The following is a 19,529-nucleotide window of genomic DNA, read 5'->3' on the forward strand; positions in this document are numbered from 1 at the left end:
AACGCTTTTCACTGTACTATTTTTAGAAACTAAGTCGGGAGGAAAATCAGTTGGCAGGCACAAAAAAGACAGAAACAGGTGAAAAGAAAGTAGATAATAATGTACGTGCGGTTGAGCGTGCATTGCAGATATTGAATTGTTTTTCGCCGGAACGGGTCAGCTTTTCCCTGGTTGAAATATCGCGTGAAATCGGTTTATACCCGAGTACGACGCTGCGCCTTTTAGGTACTTTGGAAAATCAGAATTATGTATACAGGCATCCCAATAACCACAGATATTATCTGGGATTCCGTCTGGCACAGTTAAGCCAGGTGAGTTTCTCCAATCTGGATTACTGCCAGATTGCGCAGCCGTATCTGGAGGCACTGAGGGATGAGTTTAACGAGGGAGTCGGCGTATATTCCCTGCAGGGCGATTCACGTGTCTGTGTGATGCGTTTGAACAGCACTCGTCTGCTGCGACGCGACTTCAGTCTGGGAGAACGCCATTCCCTGACAAAGGGAGCTTCCGGCAAGGTCCTTTTGGCGTATCAGACACCGGAGACGATAGACCGCCTGTTAAAGGACGGTTCCAGCTCCTACACGAGGTCCCAGCTTGAAAAGGTAAGGGCCGACGGCGTGGCCGTGAGCCGCGAAGAGAGGGAAGTGGGCCTTTGCTCTATTGCGGCGCCAATCTTCAATGCGAAAAAGGAAGTGGTGGCAGCCATATTCCTAAGCTGTCCGACACCAAGATTTACAAAAGAGGTAGAGGAGGCGGTAACTCCGAGAATCCGTGAGACGGCGATTCAGATTTCACGGGAAATGGGATGCGTGATTTAAGTACGGTCAAGGCATCGTGAGGACAGGGCCGGTGAAGCAGAAGCGCGAATAGAATGGGCTGAGTAAAGTATGTGTTTAGAGAGCGGATATAAAGATCTGTCACGGAGTGTGGCAGGTCTTTTTTGCTGTGGGAAAGTTCTACGTATTCTCTCACAGTATAGAAAACCTTTGGAGAGGAGAGTACCTCGGCCAGGTTTGCGCTCCGGTCAGGCTCGCCCTCCGGGTGGGAACAGCCTCCCTGAAGGGGGGCCTTCCTGTTGCACGGATCTGCCGTTTGCGGTAAAATGAGCTCATAAGGGGGGGAATATTATGAACGGAGATTTTAACCATGAACTTGTGCTGCCCAATGAGGATCTGCCGTTTAAAATGTTTCAGTTCGAAGGCAAGGACGGCAGTTACCGGCGGGCCGGCCATTGGCACCGCTCGATAGAAATATTCCTGGTTATGGAAGGCCGGCTTGAATTCTTCTTTGGGGAAAACGGCCGGCCTCTTAAGGCAGGAGATTTTGTGATTGTAAATTCCAATGAGATTCATTCCATTGAAGCGCTGGAGCCGAATAAAACCGTTGTGGTCCAGATTCCGCTGAGCTGTTTTTCCGGTTATCTGGAGGATGACGGGCGCACGGTATTTCTAAAGCGGGGAGAGGAGTTTGACGGGATTCTGGCCCGGCTGATCGGAGAAATGTTTCACATATACCAGCAGAAGCAGTTTGCATTCGAACTGAAGGTTCGGAGCCTGTTTTTGGAACTGTTGTATCTGATGGTTACGGAGTTCATGCAGACCGAAGAAAATCAGGATACAATCCGTCAGAAACGCCATCTGGAAAAACTGTCCGGTATCACCTCCTATATGAAGAAAAATTACAGCCATACTATTACGCTGAAGAGTGTGGCAGAAGAATTTGGTTTTTCACCCACCTATCTCTCACGGATGTTTAAAAAATATGCCAATGTCAGCTACAAGACATATCTTCTGAACCTGAGGACCGAGTATGCGCTGCGGGAGATGATGGGCACAACTCACAGTCTGAACGACGTGGCACTTAATAACGGATTTCCTAACAGCCGTGCCTTTGCCAAAGCATTTTCAAAGCGCTATGGCTGCCTGCCGAGCATATACAGGGAACGGATGAGAAAAAGGGGATAAAAAAGCAAGAAAGTGCTATTATAAGGCCAAGTTTTAGTCTGGAAAGAGGAATTGCGGCAAGATATAATCATAGATAGAAAAATACAGAGAAAGGGGTATCACATGAACTATCTGATTGGGATTGACGTGGGTACGTCCGCGACGAAGACGGTGCTGTTTGATGAAACAGGAAATGCCGTCTGTTCCTCTTCCAGGGAATATCCGCTGTATCAGCCGGAGAACGGCTGGGCTGAGCAGAGGCCGGAGGACTGGCGGGACGCGGTTTTGGAGACGCTGAGGAGCGTTGTGGAAAAGTCGGGAGTGCCTGCCGCAGATATCGCGGGTATCGGCCTGTCGGGACAGATGCACGGACTGGTTATGCTGGACGAGGCGGGGGAGGTGATACGTCCGTCCATTATCTGGTGTGATCAGAGAACGGGAAAAGAGACGGAAGAAATGCTCGCTATCATGCCGAGAGAGCGTTGGACTCAAATCACGGCGAACCCTCCGTTGACCGGCTGGACGGCTGCCAAAATCCTGTGGGTGAGAAATCATGAACCGGATAACTATAAAAGGTGCCGTCATATTCTGCTTCCGAAAGATTATATCCGCTATGTGCTGACAGGGGTATTTGCCACCGAGGTATCAGACGCCAGCGGCATGCAGCTTCTCGATGTGCCGGGTCGGCGCTGGTCGGATGAGGTGCTGAATGCTCTCTCAATTGATCCATCCATGCTGGGCAGGGTCTATGAATCCTGTGAGATAACCGGCACCCTGCTTCCGGAAATTGCGGCGCAGACCGGTCTGGATACCGGAGTCAGGGTAGTGGGTGGTGCGGGTGACAACGCAGCGGCTGCTGTGGGAACGGGAATTGTGCGGGATGGTACCGCATTTACCACGATTGGAACTTCCGGCGTGGTATTTGCCCACAGCAGTAAGCTTTCCATCGATCCAAAGGGCAGGGTACATACATGCTGCTGCGCTGTTCCGGGTGCGTGGCATATCATGGGTGTGACTCAGAGCGCAGGTCTTTCCCTGAAATGGTTTAAGGATCAGTTCTGCCAGGATTATGTGGCGGAGGCCAATGCACAGGGGAAAGACGTATATGACCTTATCAATAGGGATGTGGAGACGGTGGCGGCCGGAAGTGATAAACTGCTTTATCTTCCCTATCTGATGGGAGAACGCACGCCGCATCTGGATCCGGACTGCAGGGGAGTGTTTTTCGGCCTGTCCGCCATCCACACGAAAAAGCATCTGCTCCGTGCAGTGATGGAGGGGGTTGCATACTCCCTTTGTGACTGTAATGATATTCTCAGGGAAATGGGAGTGGAGGTCACCCGGATGATGGCCTGCGGAGGCGGGGGGCGAAGCGCGGTCTGGCGTCAGATGCTCTCCGATCTCTATGGCTGCAGTGTAATGACCGTGAAGCAGGAGGAGGGCCCTGCTCTGGGAGCCGCTATTCTGGCCGGCGTGGGCTGCGGCATTTATCCGGGCGTGGAGGAGGCCTGCGATGCGCTCATCGGAGTGGAAAGCAGCAATGAACCGGATAAAGATAATACGGAAATTTATGCAGAGTACCATAAACTCTACCGGAGCCTGTACCGAAGCCTGAAGACGGATTTTAAAGAATTGGCGAAGCTGTAGGGCAGGGCATGCGTCCGCTGCATCCACAGCGATAATGCCGCCGCATTCGCAATGCCAGCGCCCGCAGTGATAACGTCCGAAGCAATAAAAAAGATGGAGGATAATGATATGAACAACATACCGGAAGTAAAAATAGGAATTGTGGCCGTTAGCCGGGACTGTTTTCCGGAGAGCCTTTCCGTAAACAGGAGAAAAGCGCTGGTGGAGGCCTATAGGGCAAAGTATGACGAACAGAATATTTATGAATGTCCTGTCTGCATCGTGGAGAGTGAGATCCACATGGTACAGGCGCTGGAGGACGTGAAAGAGGCCGGCTGCAACGCGCTTGTAGTTTATCTTGGAAACTTTGGCCCGGAGATATCGGAGACCCTGCTGGCGAAGCATTTTGACGGTCCGTCCATGTTTATCGCGGCGGCCGAGGAGAGCGGAAACAATCTGATCCAGGGGCGCGGCGACGCATACTGCGGCATGTTAAATGCAAGCTATAATCTGAAGCTGCGCGGCATCAGGGCCTATATTCCGGAGTATCCGGTCGGCACGGCCGAGGAGTGCGCCGATATGATTCATGAGTTTGTACCGATTGCCCGGGCTATTGTGGGACTGTCCGGTTTGAAGATCATAAGCTTTGGTCCGAGACCGCTTAATTTTCTTGCCTGCAATGCTCCGATTAAACAGCTTTACAATCTGGGAGTGGAGATTGAGGAGAATTCCGAACTGGATTTATATGAGGCGTTTAATAAACATGCGGGTGATGATCGTATACCCGGAGTAGTAAAGGATATGGAGGCGGAACTTGGCGTGGGAAACCGGAAACCGGAAATACTGGAAAAACTGGCACAGTATGAGCTGACGCTGCTTGACTGGGTGAAGGAACATAAGGGATACCGAAAGTATGTGGCGATTGCGGGCAAATGCTGGCCGGCATTCCAGACCCAGTTCGGATTTGTGCCGTGTTATGTGAACAGCCGTCTGACGGACCGGGGAATTCCGGTATCCTGTGAGGTGGATATCTATGGTGCGCTGAGTGAATTTATAGGGACCTGTGTAAGTGAGGATGCGGTAACTCTCCTGGATATCAACAATTCTGTACCGGCTGACCTCTATCAGGAGGATATTAAAGGAGTTCACAATTACGGCCAGAGGGAAACATTTATGGGATTTCACTGCGGAAATACCAGTTCAAAGAAGCTTTCGTTCTGTGAGATGAAATACCAGCTCATCATGGCCAGAGCGCTTCCCGAGGAAGTGACGCAGGGCACGCTGGAAGGTGATATTGTGCCGGGCGATATTACATTTTTCCGTCTGCAGAGTACGGCAGACTGCAAACTCCGGGCCTACATCGCCCAGGGAGAGGTCCTTCCGGTAGCCACCCGCTCCTTTGGAGCCATTGGGATTTTCGCAATTCCGGAGATGAACCGTTTCTACCGCCATGTGCTGATTGAAAAGAACTTCCCGCATCACGGAGCGGTAGCCTTCGGCCATTACGGGAAGGCAATTTACGAGGTGTTCAAGTATATCGGGGTAGATGCGGAAGAGATTGGATTCAATCAGCCGAAGAATATGCTGTATAAGACCGAGAACCCATTTGCATAAGCGGCACGTTGTAGTTGAAACTGCCTTGTTTTAAGTGAGACTGAAAGAGCAGGTTAAATCAACAGCCCCGTTTATTCTGAAAAAATTAAACTGAAGAGACGCTGCACTCCTGATATAGTATTTATTTGGGGGGCAGCGTTTTCTACATTCATTCTATGGCTATCCGGTATCTCTGGTATGCTTTCCCCGTTGTATATGCTTTCTCATTCTTTTCCCTCAAAAATTATATAATATTCTTAGAAAATTGATATGGTTTACTTACAGGAGAAAATTCTTCCTATTTTTTGATGATGGATATTGTATTTTACCTGTTTTCATGATACAATTTCTATATAAAAGAAATGAATTCTGTACAATAGAAAATATGCTGGGCGCTGCAATTAAAACAGTATTGAAACCTGTGATGAAAACTACAATGGAGTCCTCGATTTCCAATAACCTGGAGACCGACAGTAAGAGACTTTGATAAAGGAGGGGTTATAAGATGGAATTAACACATCAGTTTGCGGATTTTCTTGTAAAGACAAATTACGAAGATCTTCCGTCCGGTGTGGCAGATCTAGCCAGGGAGCGTCTGCTGGACACAATCGGCGCCATGCTGGCGGGCCGCGCAGGATGGAATTATGCGGATGCGCTGATTGCAGCGATGGAAAAGATTGGAAAAGGAGAATGCGGAATTATCGGAGAAAATCCCTGTCTACGTTTTCCTGCCCCACGAGCGGCGATGCTGAACGCTACATTCGCCCATTCAATAGAGCTGGATGACGGACATAAATTTGCCGGCGTCCATGCGGGTGCAGTGGTTGTTCCGACGGCTTTGGTCATGGGGGCAAAGCTGAATGCCACGGGAAAAGAAATACTGACCGCAATTGTGCTGGGATATGAGATTGTATATCGGCTTGCGGTTGCACAGAGCCCCCAGCTCATTGACCGGGGATTTCATCCGACGGCAACCTGTGATACGGTAGGCGCGATGGCAGTCACCGGCAAACTGATGAAACTGGACGAAGGGAGGATGGCCAACGGCCTTGGCATGGCGGGTCTTCAGGCTTCCGGCTTAATGGAGGCCACCGTCTCGGGGCAGCAGTCCAAATGTGTGATGGTGGGCAATGCCGCCTACAACGGTATCTGCTGTGCCTATGTGGCGGAACAGGGGCTGCCGGGAACTACAACCGTTTTCGAGGGCAGGACGGGACTGTTCCAGGCGATGAGCAAAACCATCAGCCCGGAGACGGTAACGGAAGGGCTTGGGAAGGATTATCAGATATCGGAGACCTATAATAAATTTTATCCGACCTGCCGTCATTCCCAGCCGGCCATTGAGGCCGTATTGAATCTGGCGGTAAAGAATCATATTGTTCCGGAAGATGTGGCTGCCGTGGAGGTAGGAACCCACAGGGTGGCATATGAGCTGACCGGAATTATTTATGAACCAAAGAATCCGGGCGAGGCAAAGTTCAGCATTCCTTACGGTGTTGCCCTGGCGCTTAAGGAGCATGGCGTTGCCGTCCGCCATCTGAAGGAAGAAGCTTATACAAACCAGGAGTATCTGAAACTGGCAAAGCTGGTGACAGTCCGTATTGATGATGAGGTCAATGCCCTGTACCCCAAAAAACGGGGAGCACAGGTAAAAATCATCATGAAGGACGGGACCGAATACGGGGAAGGGTGCTATGACCTGAAAGGTTCCCCGCAGAACCCGGTCGGATTTGATGAACTGGTTAAAAAGTTTGTCACAGCGGCTACGGGACTTTTGAAGGAAGAGACAATAAAAGAGGTCATTGACCGCTGTACACGGTTTGAACAGGAGACAAACCCGGGTGATTTCCTGTCCCTGCTGAACTGGTAAAGTATGAACAGATAAGGACAGGAACTGACAGAGGAAAGGTGATAAAAATGGAAGAAAGAATCAGAGAACTGTTCCCTGAAATCGGCTGGATTCACGACGGGGAACTTCAGGACAAGGTGGTCGCAACCTACATAGATGCACTGAAAACCGGAGGCTGGGAACCGGATGATATGGATAACATCCCGTTTACCCTGCTGATACCGGACTGTCCGTTCAGTTATCTGGATCACGTGCGCGGCGTTACCCGGATTTCCAGAGCCGCCATGGACGAATTTAATGATATCTATTCGAAGAAAGACGCCGCTTTCACCCTGGATCACGACGAGTTGATTGCTGGGGCTCTGCTCCATGATGTGGGAAAGCTGATTGAGTATGAAAAAAATGAGGATGGAGTTACGGTAAAATCAGAACTCGGCAAGAACCTGCGCCATCCATTTTCGGGCACGGTGCTGGCACTGCGTAACGGCTGCTCCAGCAGAATCGGCCATATCATAGCAAACCATGCCCACGAGGGGGATGGGACTCTCCGCAGTCCGGAGGGGGTTGTGATTAACAAGGCGGATTTTATCAATTTTGAAGCGGTAAAATCATTTCTCGGCATGAAATAGCCGCAGCGGTGAAAGGGGAAAAAATGGGAAAGACAGCAATTGTAAAGATAATGGAGCGGGCATCCGGCCATCCGGTTGAGGTCGGTGACCGCATATGGTGCAGGATTGATTTGGCCTCCGCCCGTGATTTTGGAGGGGCCAACTGCGTACTGCAGTTTGAAAAGGAGATGGGGAAGGACGCAAAAGTATGGGATCCCGATAAGATTGCATATACCTTTGATCTTCAGGCGCCCTCCCATTCGGAGAAGGTTTCCAACAACCAGAAAATCATCCGTGAGTTTGCCAGACGCCAGGGAATCAGGCATGTATTTGATATCAACCACGGCATCGGCCAGCATGTTATGCTGGAGCACGGCCTGATAAAACCGGGAGATGTGGTCCTGGGAACGGACAGCCATATGAACCTTCTGGGAGCGGTCGGCGCATTTGCAACCGGTGTGGGCAATTCCGATATTGCGGCGTCTTATATCAATGGGACAAACTGGTTCCGCGTGCCGGAGACGATGAAAATAGAAGTTACCGGCTCCTTTCAAAGAGGAGTGTGCATGCGGGATCTGCTGACCCACATTGTCGGTGATTTGGGAGCCAGCGGTATGGATTTCCTCGCAGTTGAATTTACCGGTGAGACAATCGAACGCGCTACACTGGCAGAACGGCTGACACTCTGTTCCATGGTCACGGAAATGAGCGGAAAAGTCCCGTTAATTATGCCGAACGGAGAAGTCCTTGAATGGCTGGCAGAGAGGGCAGGGGAGGAGGTAAGAGAGCGTGCGAAGCTGCTCTCAGCCGATTCCGATGCGGAGTACTGCAGGGTATTGCACTATGATGTGACGGATCTGGAACCGCTGGCATCCTGTCCGGACGCCCCGGATAATGTCCGTCCCGTGCGCGAAGTTGCAGGCACCGCGGTTGACCAGATTCATATCGGTTCCTGTTCCAACGGCCGCTTTGAAGATTTGAAGGCAGCCTATGACGTGCTGATGGCCGGGGGAGGGAAAATCAGTCCCGGTATCCGTGCGATTATTACCCCGAGCACTACGGAAGTTCAGATACGGTGCGCAAAAGAGGGAATGATTGAAAAATTTCTGGAAGCAGGCATTGTATTTACAAATCCTACCTGTTCCCTGTGCACCGCGGAGCACTACGGAGCCCTGCCGTCCGGTGACGTCGGCTGTTCCACAACCAACAGGAACTTTATCGGCAAAGTGGGGAAGGGAAGCCATACCTATCTGATGAGCCCGATGTCGGCCATGGCGACGGCGGTCAGAGGCTGTATCACCGACCCGAGGGAGATTCTCGGATAATTGGGAAAATGGAGGAAATGAATATGAGCATTCTTAAAGGGAGAGCCTGGGTATTCGGCGATGATGTCGATACCGATTTGATATACCACAATAAATATCTGGCGGAGACGGATCCGGAAAATATGCCCCAGTATGCATTTGAGTATTATCCCGGCAAGGAGAACTTTGCCAAAGAAGTAAAGCCGGGTGACATAGTTGTGGCCGGAAAAAATTTCGGCTGCGGTTCCAGCCGGGAACATGCCGTGTACTGTCTCCAGTACGGAGGTGTTCCCTGTGTCCTGGCGGAGACGTTTTCCAGAATTTATTACCGGAATGCGGTCAATAACGGATATCTGGTTCTCTTTGTCAAAGGTCTTGGGGCAGCGATTAAAAATGGTGAGATATCAGATAAAGATGAATTAGAGATCGACACTGCAACGGGGACGATCCGGGACTTGACGAACCGGAAAGAATTTCACGGTGATGCCGTCAGTAATCTGGAGAATGATATTATGAAGGCGGGCGGATTATTCCCGTATCTGAAGCAGCAGGCAAACCAGAAATGAAATATAAAACAGGATGGATTACCGGATAACGAACTATTAAAAAATAGGCGGGAAACTCCGATAACCAGCCAATAAAAGAATGGCGGACAGGGATATTTTCTGGCCGTCATCTTTTTATTGAGTGGCAATGAAAAGTTCGTGAAGCGTGCTTTTCGTTGTTAGATCGTAAAGGTTATCTTACACCGTTCTTTCACTAATTACTGTATTCGCCCTTCAGCGTATATTGCTCCAGAATGTGTCCGTCCATCTGGCGGTACATATGGTTCATCAGGAATCCATTTTCCAGATCAAGGAGACAGTCCAGGGCATACACATGAAGCTCATAGATATGCGGTGCATCCGGCGGAGCCATGCCACCGTAAAAAGCGGTAAGTTTTTTATTCTCTGGACTGCTCTGCTTGAAGTTCCAGGTATTGACGCCCTGGACAAAATCAGTTGCAGTCTGGCTCTCGTTCTCTTCAATCTTAGTTCTTGTTATGTTGGCGGCAACCCAGTGAATCCAGGAAAAACCGCCATTGACTTGAAATGCATCTTTATCTTCCAGGAGAAGTGCAAAACTTTTTGTTCCTTCCGGGGCATCCAGAACTTCGAAAGGAAGCGAATAGGTTGACATCCCGAATTCGTTGAAATGGGAACCACGTTTACCATACTTATCCTCAATAATGCCGTTAACAATGCCGTGACTGATGACTTTCATATTGTTCCTCCTCTTTTATGATTTGATGTATTAAGTATACAAAATAATGAAAAAAATGTAAATTATTTATTTTATTGTTGATAGTATCCGTATTTGCATTATAGAGTAGGCATTTTAAAGAGTGATTTAAAAATCTGAGCCAGGTATTTGCCAGCAATGGAAACTTAAAGAAAAGGGCGCGTTTAAACTGAGAAAATCTGCAATTTATATTCTAATGTGAAAAGAATGATTACAGGTATATTATATGAGCGGACATCAGGGATGAATGGACGGTGAACTGTTACTGTGATAAAATAATGGAAGAAATTCTGTAGATTGATGTCAATGAGCCTATATGCCGCCCCGGACTTTATTTTCGAGGTTAAAGTAATGAAAAATTATTTTGGATTCGCAAGTAAGATTATTTCCGGATAATATGGACTGGGCATGTAAAGCAATAGTTAAGTTTATGGGTTGAATAAAATAACCAAATACAGGGAGGCGGTTTGAATTATTTATGTGACAGGAGATACACACGGCAACTGGATGAGCAGGCTTAGAACGGAGGGTTTCCCAGAGCAAAAAGAAATGACAAAGAGGGATTATGTCATAGTTTGCGGAGATTTTGGCATGTGGGATGGTTCAAATTCAGAAAAACATAATCTTGATTGGCTCGAAGGAAAACCGTTTACAACATTATTTGTTTCAGGTAATCACGACAACTATGATATACTGGATGCTCTGCCAATAACGGAGTGGTGCGGCGGTAAGGTTAATTTTATTCGTCCGACCGTCATTCATCTGATGCGCGGCCAGGTTTACAATATAGATGGAAACAGATTCTTCACATTCGGCGGAGCTAGCAGCCATGATATAATGGATGGCATCTTGGATAGGGGAGACCCGAAAATCAAAATATGGAGGAGAGATGATTCAAAAATGTTTCGTATCAATCATGTTTCATGGTGGGAACGTGAGTTACCGTCAGAAACGGAGATGGAAGAAGGCATAGAGAACTTGAAGATAGCTGCGAATGAGGTTGATTATATTATTACCCATAGCCCATATACCTCTCTCCTTAAACAACTGGATGAAGGCATCGGTTTGTATCATGCGGATAAATTAACCGATTATCTACAGGGGATTAAAGAGATTGTTAGTTATAAACATTGGTTTTTTGGGCATATGCATGTAAACCAAACGTTCCCAAGGGAACATAGCAGCTGCTTATATGAGCAGATAGTAAGAATGGTATAAAACCATCGATTGTTATCGCGTAGAGGCGTTGGTAAGGTTACTCCGGTACGCTTTGCCAGCCCGTATTTATCATCTTTTCAATCAGTTTATCTTTCATCGGGAGGGAGTCTGGAAAACAGATCAAGCTGTCTGTCTTGCAGGCTCTTTACCTTCCGTTCCGTCACCTTATCAAGTTCCGTGAGGCGCCCGCAGAGCAGAGGGGAATGTTCGTCGTACATCCGGCCGCGCTTTTCCAGGATTTGGCTGCTGTGGTTGGCATAGCAGTAAACACAGCCGTTTCTGCATGTATTGTAGAGACCCAGGTCAATACTCGCGGCACAGCCGCATTCGGGACGCTGGTTCTTGTCCTTCTCTGTGTTGAGGGAACAGCCCAGAAGGTTTGATATCAAACGGCCGTCGATACAGCAGCCATGGGCGATGCTGCAGGAAGACAAATCGATCTCTTCCGAACATGTTTCCATCATCATGCCAAAGGAGCGGGCAATGGAGGATAACTTCTTTACAAGTTCTAAAACTGTGCTGTCGGAAAGTTCCCGGATGCCGTACTTCTTCGCCGGACCGGCAATGGAGGCGTAGAGGTCTATAAAGCTGATGACGCACCTTTCCGTACAGCCCTGAAGCGCATCGGCAATGGAGGCAAAACGGTCCAGATGCCATGAGAACGTATACGTTTCATTGAGAATAATGGGATCATAGCGCCAGATTACCCGCCGCTTTCCAGTAAGCCGGGAGAGAGTATGGAAGGTAGAAATGCGTTCGGAAACGGGAGGAAGATTCTTTTCAAGATCCTCTCCGTACGCATTCAGAGTATATTGGAAATAGTACATGTAGTCCTTTAGTTCCTGCAATCTGTGAATCATCGGTTCCGGATTCTTGCTCCAGAACACAATGCAGTCGACAACGTCGGGACTTAAGCTGACTTTGCTTATCTGGTGAGGATTAAATGGATTCTGGACAAGGGCATATTGTTCACTGATTCGATTCATAAACCAGCCGGAAAAAAAGGCAGGAATATCGGTTCTTCTGCTGACGCTGATTATCATGGCATCCCTCCTTCAATAAAAATATCGAACAAATGTTCTGATTAAATTATAGCCCATGTCACTGAAGATTGCAAGAGAAAAGTGAGAAAAATATTACTAAGTGGATATGGCAGGTTACTGTTCACAGGCAGTATTCTGCGAGGCGTTTTTTGTGAGTGGAGCAAAGCGAAAGTCACAGACAGCGGGCCCCCTTGGGTCAAACCCGAGGGTTACGGCGCGAAATGAACGTGATCAAAAAAGTTATGGCTTACATTTCAACCGGAAATCGGATACGCTGCCGGCAATAACGCGCTCTGCGATGTACAGAAACGGTAAAAACAATAAAAGATTTTAAATTAAAAGTAAGGTTGACATTACATTAAACAGATTTTATACTGTAAACAGCATATGTAAGGTAAACATTACATAGGAGGACAGCAGTGAAAAACAGAATCAGGGAATTGAGGGAGAAAAAAGGCATAACACAGGAGCAGCTGGGGGAGATGGCCGGAACCTCAAGACAGGCAATCAATGCAATAGAGACAGAAAAATTCGAACCGTCGATTTGGCTTGCCTATGGCATATCGCAGGTATTCGGCTGTTCCATTGAAGAGGTGTTTTTATTTGCGGAAAGCCGGAAAAAATCGAGAGCCGGCTGCAGCAGAAGGGAGAACCATGGCGATCAGACAGATTCGGAAGAATGATGATGAAATATTGAGGAAAAGATGCAAAGAAGTCAAGGAAGTGGATGATAAAATCAGGGAGCTGCTGGATGATATGATGAATACGCTGCATCATACGGAAAATGCGGCAGCCATGGCGGCCAACCAGGTGGGGATCTTGAAACGTCTGGTAGTCATTGATTACTGTGATGTATGCCTGAAGCTGGTCAACCCGAAGATAATCGGCAGAAGCGGAGTGCAGGAGTGCATGGAGGGCTGCCTGAGCTTCCCCGGCCGTTTTGCAAAGACGATCCGCCCGCAGAAAGTAACGGTCCAGGCCCTGGACGAAAACGGCATGGAGATCATCGTGACCGGAGAAGGGGAGATGGCAAAATGCTACTGCCATGAGCTGGAACATCTGGACGGGGAGATCTTTTTAGATAAGGCAATTGAAGAATTACACTGAGAATGTGAGCGGTAACTTAAGAAAATGAAGAAAAAAAGTTCCCTATTCAGCTATTATCAGTTATAATGAAAAAACAGGAAATTTGTGAAATAAAATATTAAGCATACAAAGGAGACGAAATCATGAAACAGGACATGATTGTTATTCTGGATTTGGGCAGCACGGAGAACACGGTAATTGCCCGTCAGATCCGCGACATGGGAGTTTACAGTGAGATTCATCCCCACGATATCACCGTGGCCGAATTAAAGGCGCTGCAGAATGTAAAGGGAATTATTTTAAACGGCGGAGAAAACCGCATTGTGGACGGTGCGGCCGTAGACGTCAGCCCGGAGATTTATAACTGTGGCTACCCCGTAATGTCAATCAATCATCCGACCGCGAAATGTGGACAGCAGCTTTCAGAACTCCCGTCGGAAGAAGTGCTGAGAACATTTGTGTTTGAAGCATGCAAGGCAGAGCCGAACTGGAATATGAAAAATTTCATCGAAGATCAGGTGGAATTGATCAGAAAACAGGTTGGTGACAGAAAGGTCCTTCTCGCTCTTTCAGGCGGAGTGGATTCTTCCGTTGTAGCCGCCCTGCTGATCAAGGCAATCGGACAGCAGCTTGTATGTGTCCATGTCAACCACGGGCTGATGCGTAAAAATGAGTCCGAGAGCGTTATTGAAATTTTCAGGGATCAGCTTCATGCAAACCTGATCTACGTCGATGCGACGGAGCGTTTCTTAGGTAAATTAGAGAATGTTTCGGATCCGGAGCAGAAGAGAAAGATTATCGGCGGAGAATTTATCCGTGTATTTGAGGAAGAGGCAAGAAAACTTGAGGGAATTGATTTCCTGGGCCAGGGGACAATTTATCCCGATATCATCGAGAGCGGAACAAAGACGGCCAAGATGGTAAAATCCCATCACAACGTGGGCGGCCTTCCGGAAGATTTGAAATTTGAACTGGTGGAACCGTTAAAACAGTTATTTAAAGACGAAGTGCGCGCCTGCGGCGTGGAACTGGGACTTCCTGCCGGTATGGTTTACCGCCAGCCGTTCCCGGGACCGGGACTCGGAGTCCGCTGTCTGGGAGCCATCACGCGCGACCGTCTGGAGGCGGTGAGAGAGTCGGATGCCATCTTAAGGGAAGAATTTGAAAAGGCGGGACTGGATAAAAAGGTATGGCAGTATTTTACCGTAGTTCCTGATTTCAAATCCGTCGGCGTAAAACACAATGCCAGAAGCTTTGAATATATGGTTATTATCCGCGCCATCAACACGATTGACGCCATGAGCGCAACGATCGAACGCGTGGACTGGGATGTGCTCCAGACGATTACGGCGAGGATCCTGGCCGAGGTGGAGCATGTGAACCGGGTATGTTACGACATGTCCCCGAAGCCGCCGGCAACGATCGAATTCGAATAAGATACAGAGAGCCGTGAAGCCGCCCGTTCGGCGGCATTCACGGCTCCAAATTGATTTAATGGCAACTGTTATTCTTTTAGCAATTTGTTAAAAACAACCGTCCGCTCCGTCATCGATATCTTGCCGACTTCATACCCGTATCCGGTTAACTCCTTTTTAGAATTCAAAAAAGAATGGTCTATCGGCAAGCCTGCAATCTTTTCAATCTCATCAAAGGTTAACTTAAATGATTGGTTCCCCGTCTGTTTCACATATTCCCATAAAGAATTGTATTTACTCATATACCCTCCTTTCGCTCCTGCACTTATAAAAGGCCGGATAAATTATGTGCCATAATGTACTCTTCATCATTTTCTTCCATCCTGCGTATCGTATAGTCTGTCATTAAATCTCCACTTCCGTTGAAAACGCCACAACCGCACGTCCAAAGATCTGAACCTGAACCGGCTTTCCATCCGAGATGGAAACCTTGACTTCCATGCCTCCGGTTCTTCCGATTGCCTCACCCTGCACAATGTGAAAGGAAAACTCATCTTTTTCCGTATCGGCAAATCCGAGATGCACCAGATAGGCCCCGAGCGGTCCGTTGGCATTGCCGGTTACCGGATCTTCCGGGATGCCGCCTGCCGGGGAGAACATTCGGCCATGCACCATCGGGTTTTCATTGGGGTTGAGCGTAAAAACGTAATACCCATTACATCCTGTTGCCTTGCTTAAACGTGCCAGTGCGGGTAAATCGGGCTGCAAACCGTGGAGACGTTCCAGATCACGGATCCGTATCATCAGTTTCGAATGTCCGGTTGAAGCCACTGCCATGGGGACTTCCTCGGTAAGCTGGTCCATAGTAAGCCCCAGCGCCGCCATAACCTGTTCCTGATATTCGACGGACAGCGGTTCTTCTATCTTAATTTCTCCCTGGGTCATGGCAATCCGGTAATCGTCGTTCTCACGGTAAATATCGACGGGAAGAGTTCCGGCTCCCGTTTTCTGGAATACCCGGTTATGGCCCTGCATGTTCTTTTCCAGTGCATTGGCATAATGTGCTGCAATGGTAGCGTGGCCGCAGATTGGCACTTCGGTTGTCGGTGTGAAAAAGCGGACATGCATGTCACAGTCTTCACAGTTTTCCGTGAAAATGAATGCGGTCTCCGAGTTGTTCAGTTCCCGGGCGATCTGCTGCATTTCCGAAGGGGTCAGACCGTCGGCATTTGTGATGACTCCCGCTGGATTTCCGGTGAATCGTTTTGTTGTAAAAGAATCAATTTGATATAAACGGTAGATTTTTCCCATGTAGGCCTCCTCCTGATATGGTCTGCGGTTTCGGCAGTGAGGTTGTGATTATTCATTACTCTATTATAAAGCCGGAAAGGAGGCACTGCAAGAACGTTCTTTGCCGTATTCCCGGAGATAATGCAGCCGCTCCGGTTCCCCCGCGGCAGCAGAAGCTCAGTACCGGTACCGTTTTTTGTACCGGAAATACATAAATGCGGACAGGAACAGCGCCATGAGTTCCGCGGCCGGGTTTGCCAGCCAGGCGCCGTTGATTCCCAGTACGGCCGGTAAGATGAGCATGGCGGCCACCATAAAGACAAAGGAGCGGGTGAACGCCAGGAGGGCGGAGATAAAACCGTTCGACAGCGCGGTAAACATGCTGCTGGTAAAGATATTGAAGCCGATGAACAGCAGCGCCAGGGAACAGATCCGGTTGCCGGTGACGGCGAGTCCGAAGACGGGATTATCCGGCCGGACGAATACAGATACAAGGGGTCTTGTGGCCGCGATGGACAGCGCCATGGCTAAGACCGAGACAGCGCCGATGATTTTTAAACTCGTCGTGATCAGGGACTTGAGTTTCAGACTGTTTTTTTCACCGTAATAAAAGCTGATCATCGGGGCAACCCCATAGGCGTAGCCCGTATAAATGGAGCCGGCGAACATCAGCACGTACATGATAATCGTAATCGCGGCAACACCGTCCTCACCGGCATATTTCAACATGATCCAGTTAAACATCAGGGTTACGATTCCCGTGACAAGGGAGGTAGCCATTTCGGAGGAACCGTTGGACGCCGCATGTAAGAGAACTTCGGGCCGGATAACCGGTTTTTTAAAGTACAGCATATTCTTTTTATCCGAAAAGAGAAACAGTCCGGCAACGGCTGTCACCGAATAGCCCAGGCCGGTTGCGATTGCCGCGCCTCCGATTCCCATATCCAGGATAGCGATAAACACATAATCCAACACAATATTCAGGATACCGCCCGCCGCGGTACACACCAGGGGAACCCGGGATTTCCCGCTTGCGATCATGTAAATCGTAAAGTTATTCATCAGAAGAATCGGCACCGTAAACAAAAGATATTGCCCCAGGTATTCGGAGCAGTAACCGGAAACCACCGGCGACAGCGCCATACTGCTGAAGATGGGCTGCATCACAACGCGGCCTGCGAGGTACATGATCAGGCCGACCGCCACATTGACCAGGATTAAAAATGTAAAATCCTGCCTGGATTCTTCCTGCAGCCCGGCTCCCATTTTTTTCATTATAACGGCGCTCCCGCCGGTTGCCAGCATCGTGGACACGGCAGTCACCAGAGTGATGGCGGGCGCTGTCAGGTTGATGGCGGACAGGGCTCCCGTCCCGATGAGATTCGAGACGAACAGTCCGTCCACCATGGTGTAAAATGACATAAATACCGTCATGACAATGGTCGGCACGGAGAATTTTATAATATTTTTAAGCGTCACAGGTTTCTGGTAGACATTCTCAGCGGGTAAGTTCTTGTTATTCACGATTATTTCCTCCGTATTTGATTGTTGCCGGTTGGCACATATAGTATAATAGACCGTACAGTTACTGTACGGTCAAGTGAAAAAATGAATTTTCGGAAAAATGATGGAACGGGCCGACATTTGATGTCATAGCCAGGGATAAAAGGAGAGGTAAAATGTCTAAAAATCATAATACGCAGTTCACAATCGGCCAGTTTGCAGCCCTCCACGGAATCAATAAGAAGACACTCATGTGGTACGATGAAATTGGACTGTTTAAGCCTGCCGCAATTAAGAAAAACGGATACCGGTACTATACGTATTACCAGAGTTCCGTGCTGGAGACAATCCTGATGCTGAGGGAACTGAACGTTTCCATCGGGGAGATACGCGAATTCATGGAACTGCGTTCGCCATCCCGGCTGAAAGAGCTTCTGGAAGAAAAGATTAAAGAGGTGGACAAAACGGTCAATCATTTAAAACAGCTTCGAAAGACGTTGACGGCCCGAAAAGAGGAGATGTCCTTTCTGCTGTCCCTGGATCTTTCGGATATCACCGTTGTGGAAAAAGAAAAGCGTTATATAGCGGTTGTGGATATCCCTCAGGGAATGTCTTTTGATACAGAAATTGAGATGGTCATCGAGGAGGCGGGAAAATATCAGTTGTCGAGGCTGCATGACGCGGAATACGGCTCCATGATTTCCGTGGAAAATCTGTACGGCGGTAAGATGGACGAGTATTCCGGGATGTTTATGAGGATACCCAGCCCGCTGGAACGGAAAGGACTCCGGATACAGCCGGCGGGCCGGTATTTGACGGCATACTACAGGGGAAACTGGGACGGGCTGGCCGGGAAATATAAAGAGCTGCTGGCATATGCGGAGGAAAAGGGACTCAAATTATGCGGCTATGCCTATGAGACGGGGATTAATGAGCTTGTGATTAATTCGATCGATGAATATGTGACACAGATTGAAATTTTGACGGACAATTAATTTGAAATAATTTTTAATTTACAGAATGCAGTCTTTGCCAATACTTTAAAAGGAGCCCGCCTTGCCGGACTCCTTCCTGTGCCTGATGCAGTTCCTCTTCCGGAGAAGGGATTTATCATATTTTCGTGCTGCTGTTACAGGGCTGCGTTTTAAAAAGCTCTTCATAAACGAAACAATCCGTTATATGGTCATTGACCATCCCAATGGCCTGCATGAATGAATAAATTATGGTGGAACCTACGAACTTAAATCCCATCTTTTTCAAGTCCTTGCTGATTTTATCCGAGAGCGGAGTGTTGGCAGGCATTTCCTCCATGGTTTTCCAGTGATTGGTAATGGGCTTGTGATCCACATAGGCCCAGATAAACTGATCAAAACTTCCGTATTTCTGGACGGTTTCCAAAAAGGCCCCGGCGTTGTTTACGGCGGCATTGATTTTCAGGCGGTTTCTGATGATTCCCTTGTTTTCCATCAGCTCCTGGATTTTATCTTCGCCGTAACGGACGATTTTTTCAGGGTCAAATCCGTCAAAAGCCGCCCGGAATGCCTCTCTTTTATTCAAAACCGTAATCCATGACAGACCCGCCTGCATGGATTCCAGGATCAGCATTTCAAACAGCTTCCTGTCGTCATGTTCAGGACGCCCCCATTCATTGTCGTGATAGTCCATATAGATAGGAGTGCTGCCTGCCCAAGAACATCTTATTTTTTCACACATAAAGTGTCTCCTTTCATACCATAAAGCAATTTGGCTGATTTATCGTCCGTATTTCCA

The 19,529-nt window shown here is 48.5% G+C and carries 19 protein-coding genes; 13 read left to right on the forward strand and 6 right to left on the reverse strand.

What is annotated here, in order from left to right; all coding sequences use genetic code 11:
• Positions 1–50: 50 nt before the first annotated feature.
• The 8 genes from V3C10_05490 to V3C10_05525 all read left to right on the forward strand — a co-directional run bounded on the left by V3C10_05490 (position 51) and on the right by V3C10_05525 (position 9,489).
• The gene (locus V3C10_05490) at positions 51–818 is read left to right on the forward strand and encodes an IclR family transcriptional regulator (protein ID WVP63274.1); all 768 of its coding nucleotides are present in this window, start codon (positions 51–53) and stop codon (positions 816–818) included.
• Between the two features lie 309 nt (positions 819–1,127).
• Positions 1,128–1,964: an AraC family transcriptional regulator gene (locus V3C10_05495; GenBank protein ID WVP63275.1), complete on the forward strand. Its 837-nt coding sequence runs from the start codon at positions 1,128–1,130 to the stop codon at positions 1,962–1,964.
• A 102-nt stretch (positions 1,965–2,066) separates the two neighbouring features.
• The gene (gene xylB / locus V3C10_05500) at positions 2,067–3,590 is read left to right on the forward strand and encodes a xylulokinase (protein WVP63276.1); all 1,524 of its coding nucleotides are present in this window, start codon (positions 2,067–2,069) and stop codon (positions 3,588–3,590) included.
• A 108-nt stretch (positions 3,591–3,698) separates the two neighbouring features.
• Positions 3,699–5,183, forward strand: coding sequence for an L-fucose/L-arabinose isomerase family protein (locus V3C10_05505; GenBank protein WVP63277.1), 1,485 nt, complete (start codon positions 3,699–3,701; stop codon positions 5,181–5,183).
• Positions 5,184–5,667: 484 nt separating this feature from the next.
• The gene (locus tag V3C10_05510; protein WVP63278.1) at positions 5,668–7,032 is read left to right on the forward strand and encodes an MmgE/PrpD family protein; all 1,365 of its coding nucleotides are present in this window, start codon (positions 5,668–5,670) and stop codon (positions 7,030–7,032) included.
• A 47-nt stretch (positions 7,033–7,079) separates the two neighbouring features.
• Positions 7,080–7,640 carry an HD domain-containing protein gene (locus V3C10_05515; protein WVP63279.1) on the forward strand — a complete coding sequence of 187 codons (561 nt, stop codon included), beginning with the start codon at positions 7,080–7,082 and terminating at the stop codon, positions 7,638–7,640.
• A gap of 23 nt (positions 7,641–7,663) precedes the next feature.
• Positions 7,664–8,944 carry an aconitase/3-isopropylmalate dehydratase large subunit family protein gene (locus tag V3C10_05520; GenBank protein WVP63280.1) on the forward strand — a complete coding sequence of 427 codons (1,281 nt, stop codon included), beginning with the start codon at positions 7,664–7,666 and terminating at the stop codon, positions 8,942–8,944.
• A gap of 23 nt (positions 8,945–8,967) precedes the next feature.
• Positions 8,968–9,489 carry a 3-isopropylmalate dehydratase gene (locus tag V3C10_05525; protein WVP63281.1) on the forward strand — a complete coding sequence of 174 codons (522 nt, stop codon included), beginning with the start codon at positions 8,968–8,970 and terminating at the stop codon, positions 9,487–9,489.
• 193 nt (positions 9,490–9,682) lie between these two features.
• Here V3C10_05525 and V3C10_05530 read toward each other — a convergent pair whose 3' ends face one another.
• Complete coding sequence (locus V3C10_05530) at positions 9,683–10,186, reverse strand: YbhB/YbcL family Raf kinase inhibitor-like protein (protein ID WVP63282.1); 504 nt, start codon at positions 10,184–10,186, stop codon at positions 9,683–9,685.
• 498 nt (positions 10,187–10,684) lie between these two features.
• Between V3C10_05530 and V3C10_05535 the strand changes: the two genes are divergently transcribed.
• Positions 10,685–11,422: a metallophosphoesterase family protein gene (locus V3C10_05535; GenBank protein ID WVP63283.1), complete on the forward strand. Its 738-nt coding sequence runs from the start codon at positions 10,685–10,687 to the stop codon at positions 11,420–11,422.
• An 86-nt stretch (positions 11,423–11,508) separates the two neighbouring features.
• Here the strand turns inward: V3C10_05535 and V3C10_05540 are convergent, their stop codons facing one another.
• Positions 11,509–12,465 (reverse strand): DUF1848 domain-containing protein, encoded by a 957-nt coding sequence (locus V3C10_05540; GenBank protein ID WVP63284.1) that lies wholly within the window; start codon positions 12,463–12,465, stop codon positions 11,509–11,511.
• Between the two features lie 419 nt (positions 12,466–12,884).
• On the opposite strand from V3C10_05540, the gene V3C10_05545 reads away from it, so the two are divergent.
• The 3 genes from V3C10_05545 to guaA all read left to right on the forward strand — a co-directional run bounded on the left by V3C10_05545 (position 12,885) and on the right by guaA (position 14,987).
• Positions 12,885–13,148, forward strand: a complete 264-nt coding sequence (locus tag V3C10_05545; GenBank protein WVP63285.1) for a helix-turn-helix transcriptional regulator — start codon at positions 12,885–12,887, stop codon at positions 13,146–13,148.
• On the forward strand, positions 13,120–13,572 hold the full coding sequence (gene def / locus V3C10_05550) for a peptide deformylase (GenBank protein ID WVP63286.1): 453 nt from the start codon (positions 13,120–13,122) through the stop codon (positions 13,570–13,572). The genes V3C10_05545 and def overlap by 29 nt, the downstream gene beginning before the upstream one ends.
• Positions 13,573–13,694: 122 nt before the next feature.
• Complete coding sequence (gene guaA, locus V3C10_05555; protein WVP63287.1) at positions 13,695–14,987, forward strand: glutamine-hydrolyzing GMP synthase; 1,293 nt, start codon at positions 13,695–13,697, stop codon at positions 14,985–14,987.
• Positions 14,988–15,055: 68 nt separating this feature from the next.
• On the opposite strand, the gene V3C10_05560 is transcribed toward guaA, so the two are convergent.
• From V3C10_05560 to V3C10_05570, 3 genes are all read right to left on the reverse strand, one after another.
• Positions 15,056–15,268 (reverse strand): hypothetical protein, encoded by a 213-nt coding sequence (locus V3C10_05560; GenBank protein ID WVP63288.1) that lies wholly within the window; start codon positions 15,266–15,268, stop codon positions 15,056–15,058.
• 103 nt (positions 15,269–15,371) lie between these two features.
• A complete protein-coding gene (locus tag V3C10_05565; GenBank protein WVP63289.1) occupies positions 15,372–16,277 on the reverse strand; it encodes a PhzF family isomerase in 906 nt (301 codons plus the stop codon).
• A 156-nt stretch (positions 16,278–16,433) separates the two neighbouring features.
• Entirely contained in the window at positions 16,434–17,780 is a 1,347-nt protein-coding gene (locus V3C10_05570; protein WVP63290.1) for an MATE family efflux transporter, read from the reverse strand.
• Positions 17,781–17,935: 155 nt separating this feature from the next.
• Here V3C10_05570 and V3C10_05575 point away from each other — a divergent pair, with 155 nt between their 5' ends.
• Complete coding sequence (locus tag V3C10_05575; protein ID WVP63291.1) at positions 17,936–18,754, forward strand: MerR family transcriptional regulator; 819 nt, start codon at positions 17,936–17,938, stop codon at positions 18,752–18,754.
• Positions 18,755–18,869: 115 nt separating this feature from the next.
• Here V3C10_05575 and V3C10_05580 read toward each other — a convergent pair whose 3' ends face one another.
• On the reverse strand, positions 18,870–19,472 hold the full coding sequence (locus tag V3C10_05580; protein ID WVP63292.1) for a DNA-3-methyladenine glycosylase I: 603 nt from the start codon (positions 19,470–19,472) through the stop codon (positions 18,870–18,872).
• Between the last annotated feature and the right edge of the window lie 57 nt (positions 19,473–19,529).

Origin of the sequence: [Clostridium] symbiosum (assembly GCA_036419695.1) — a bacterium.
GTDB lineage: Bacteria > Bacillota > Clostridia > Lachnospirales > Lachnospiraceae > Otoolea > Otoolea symbiosa_A.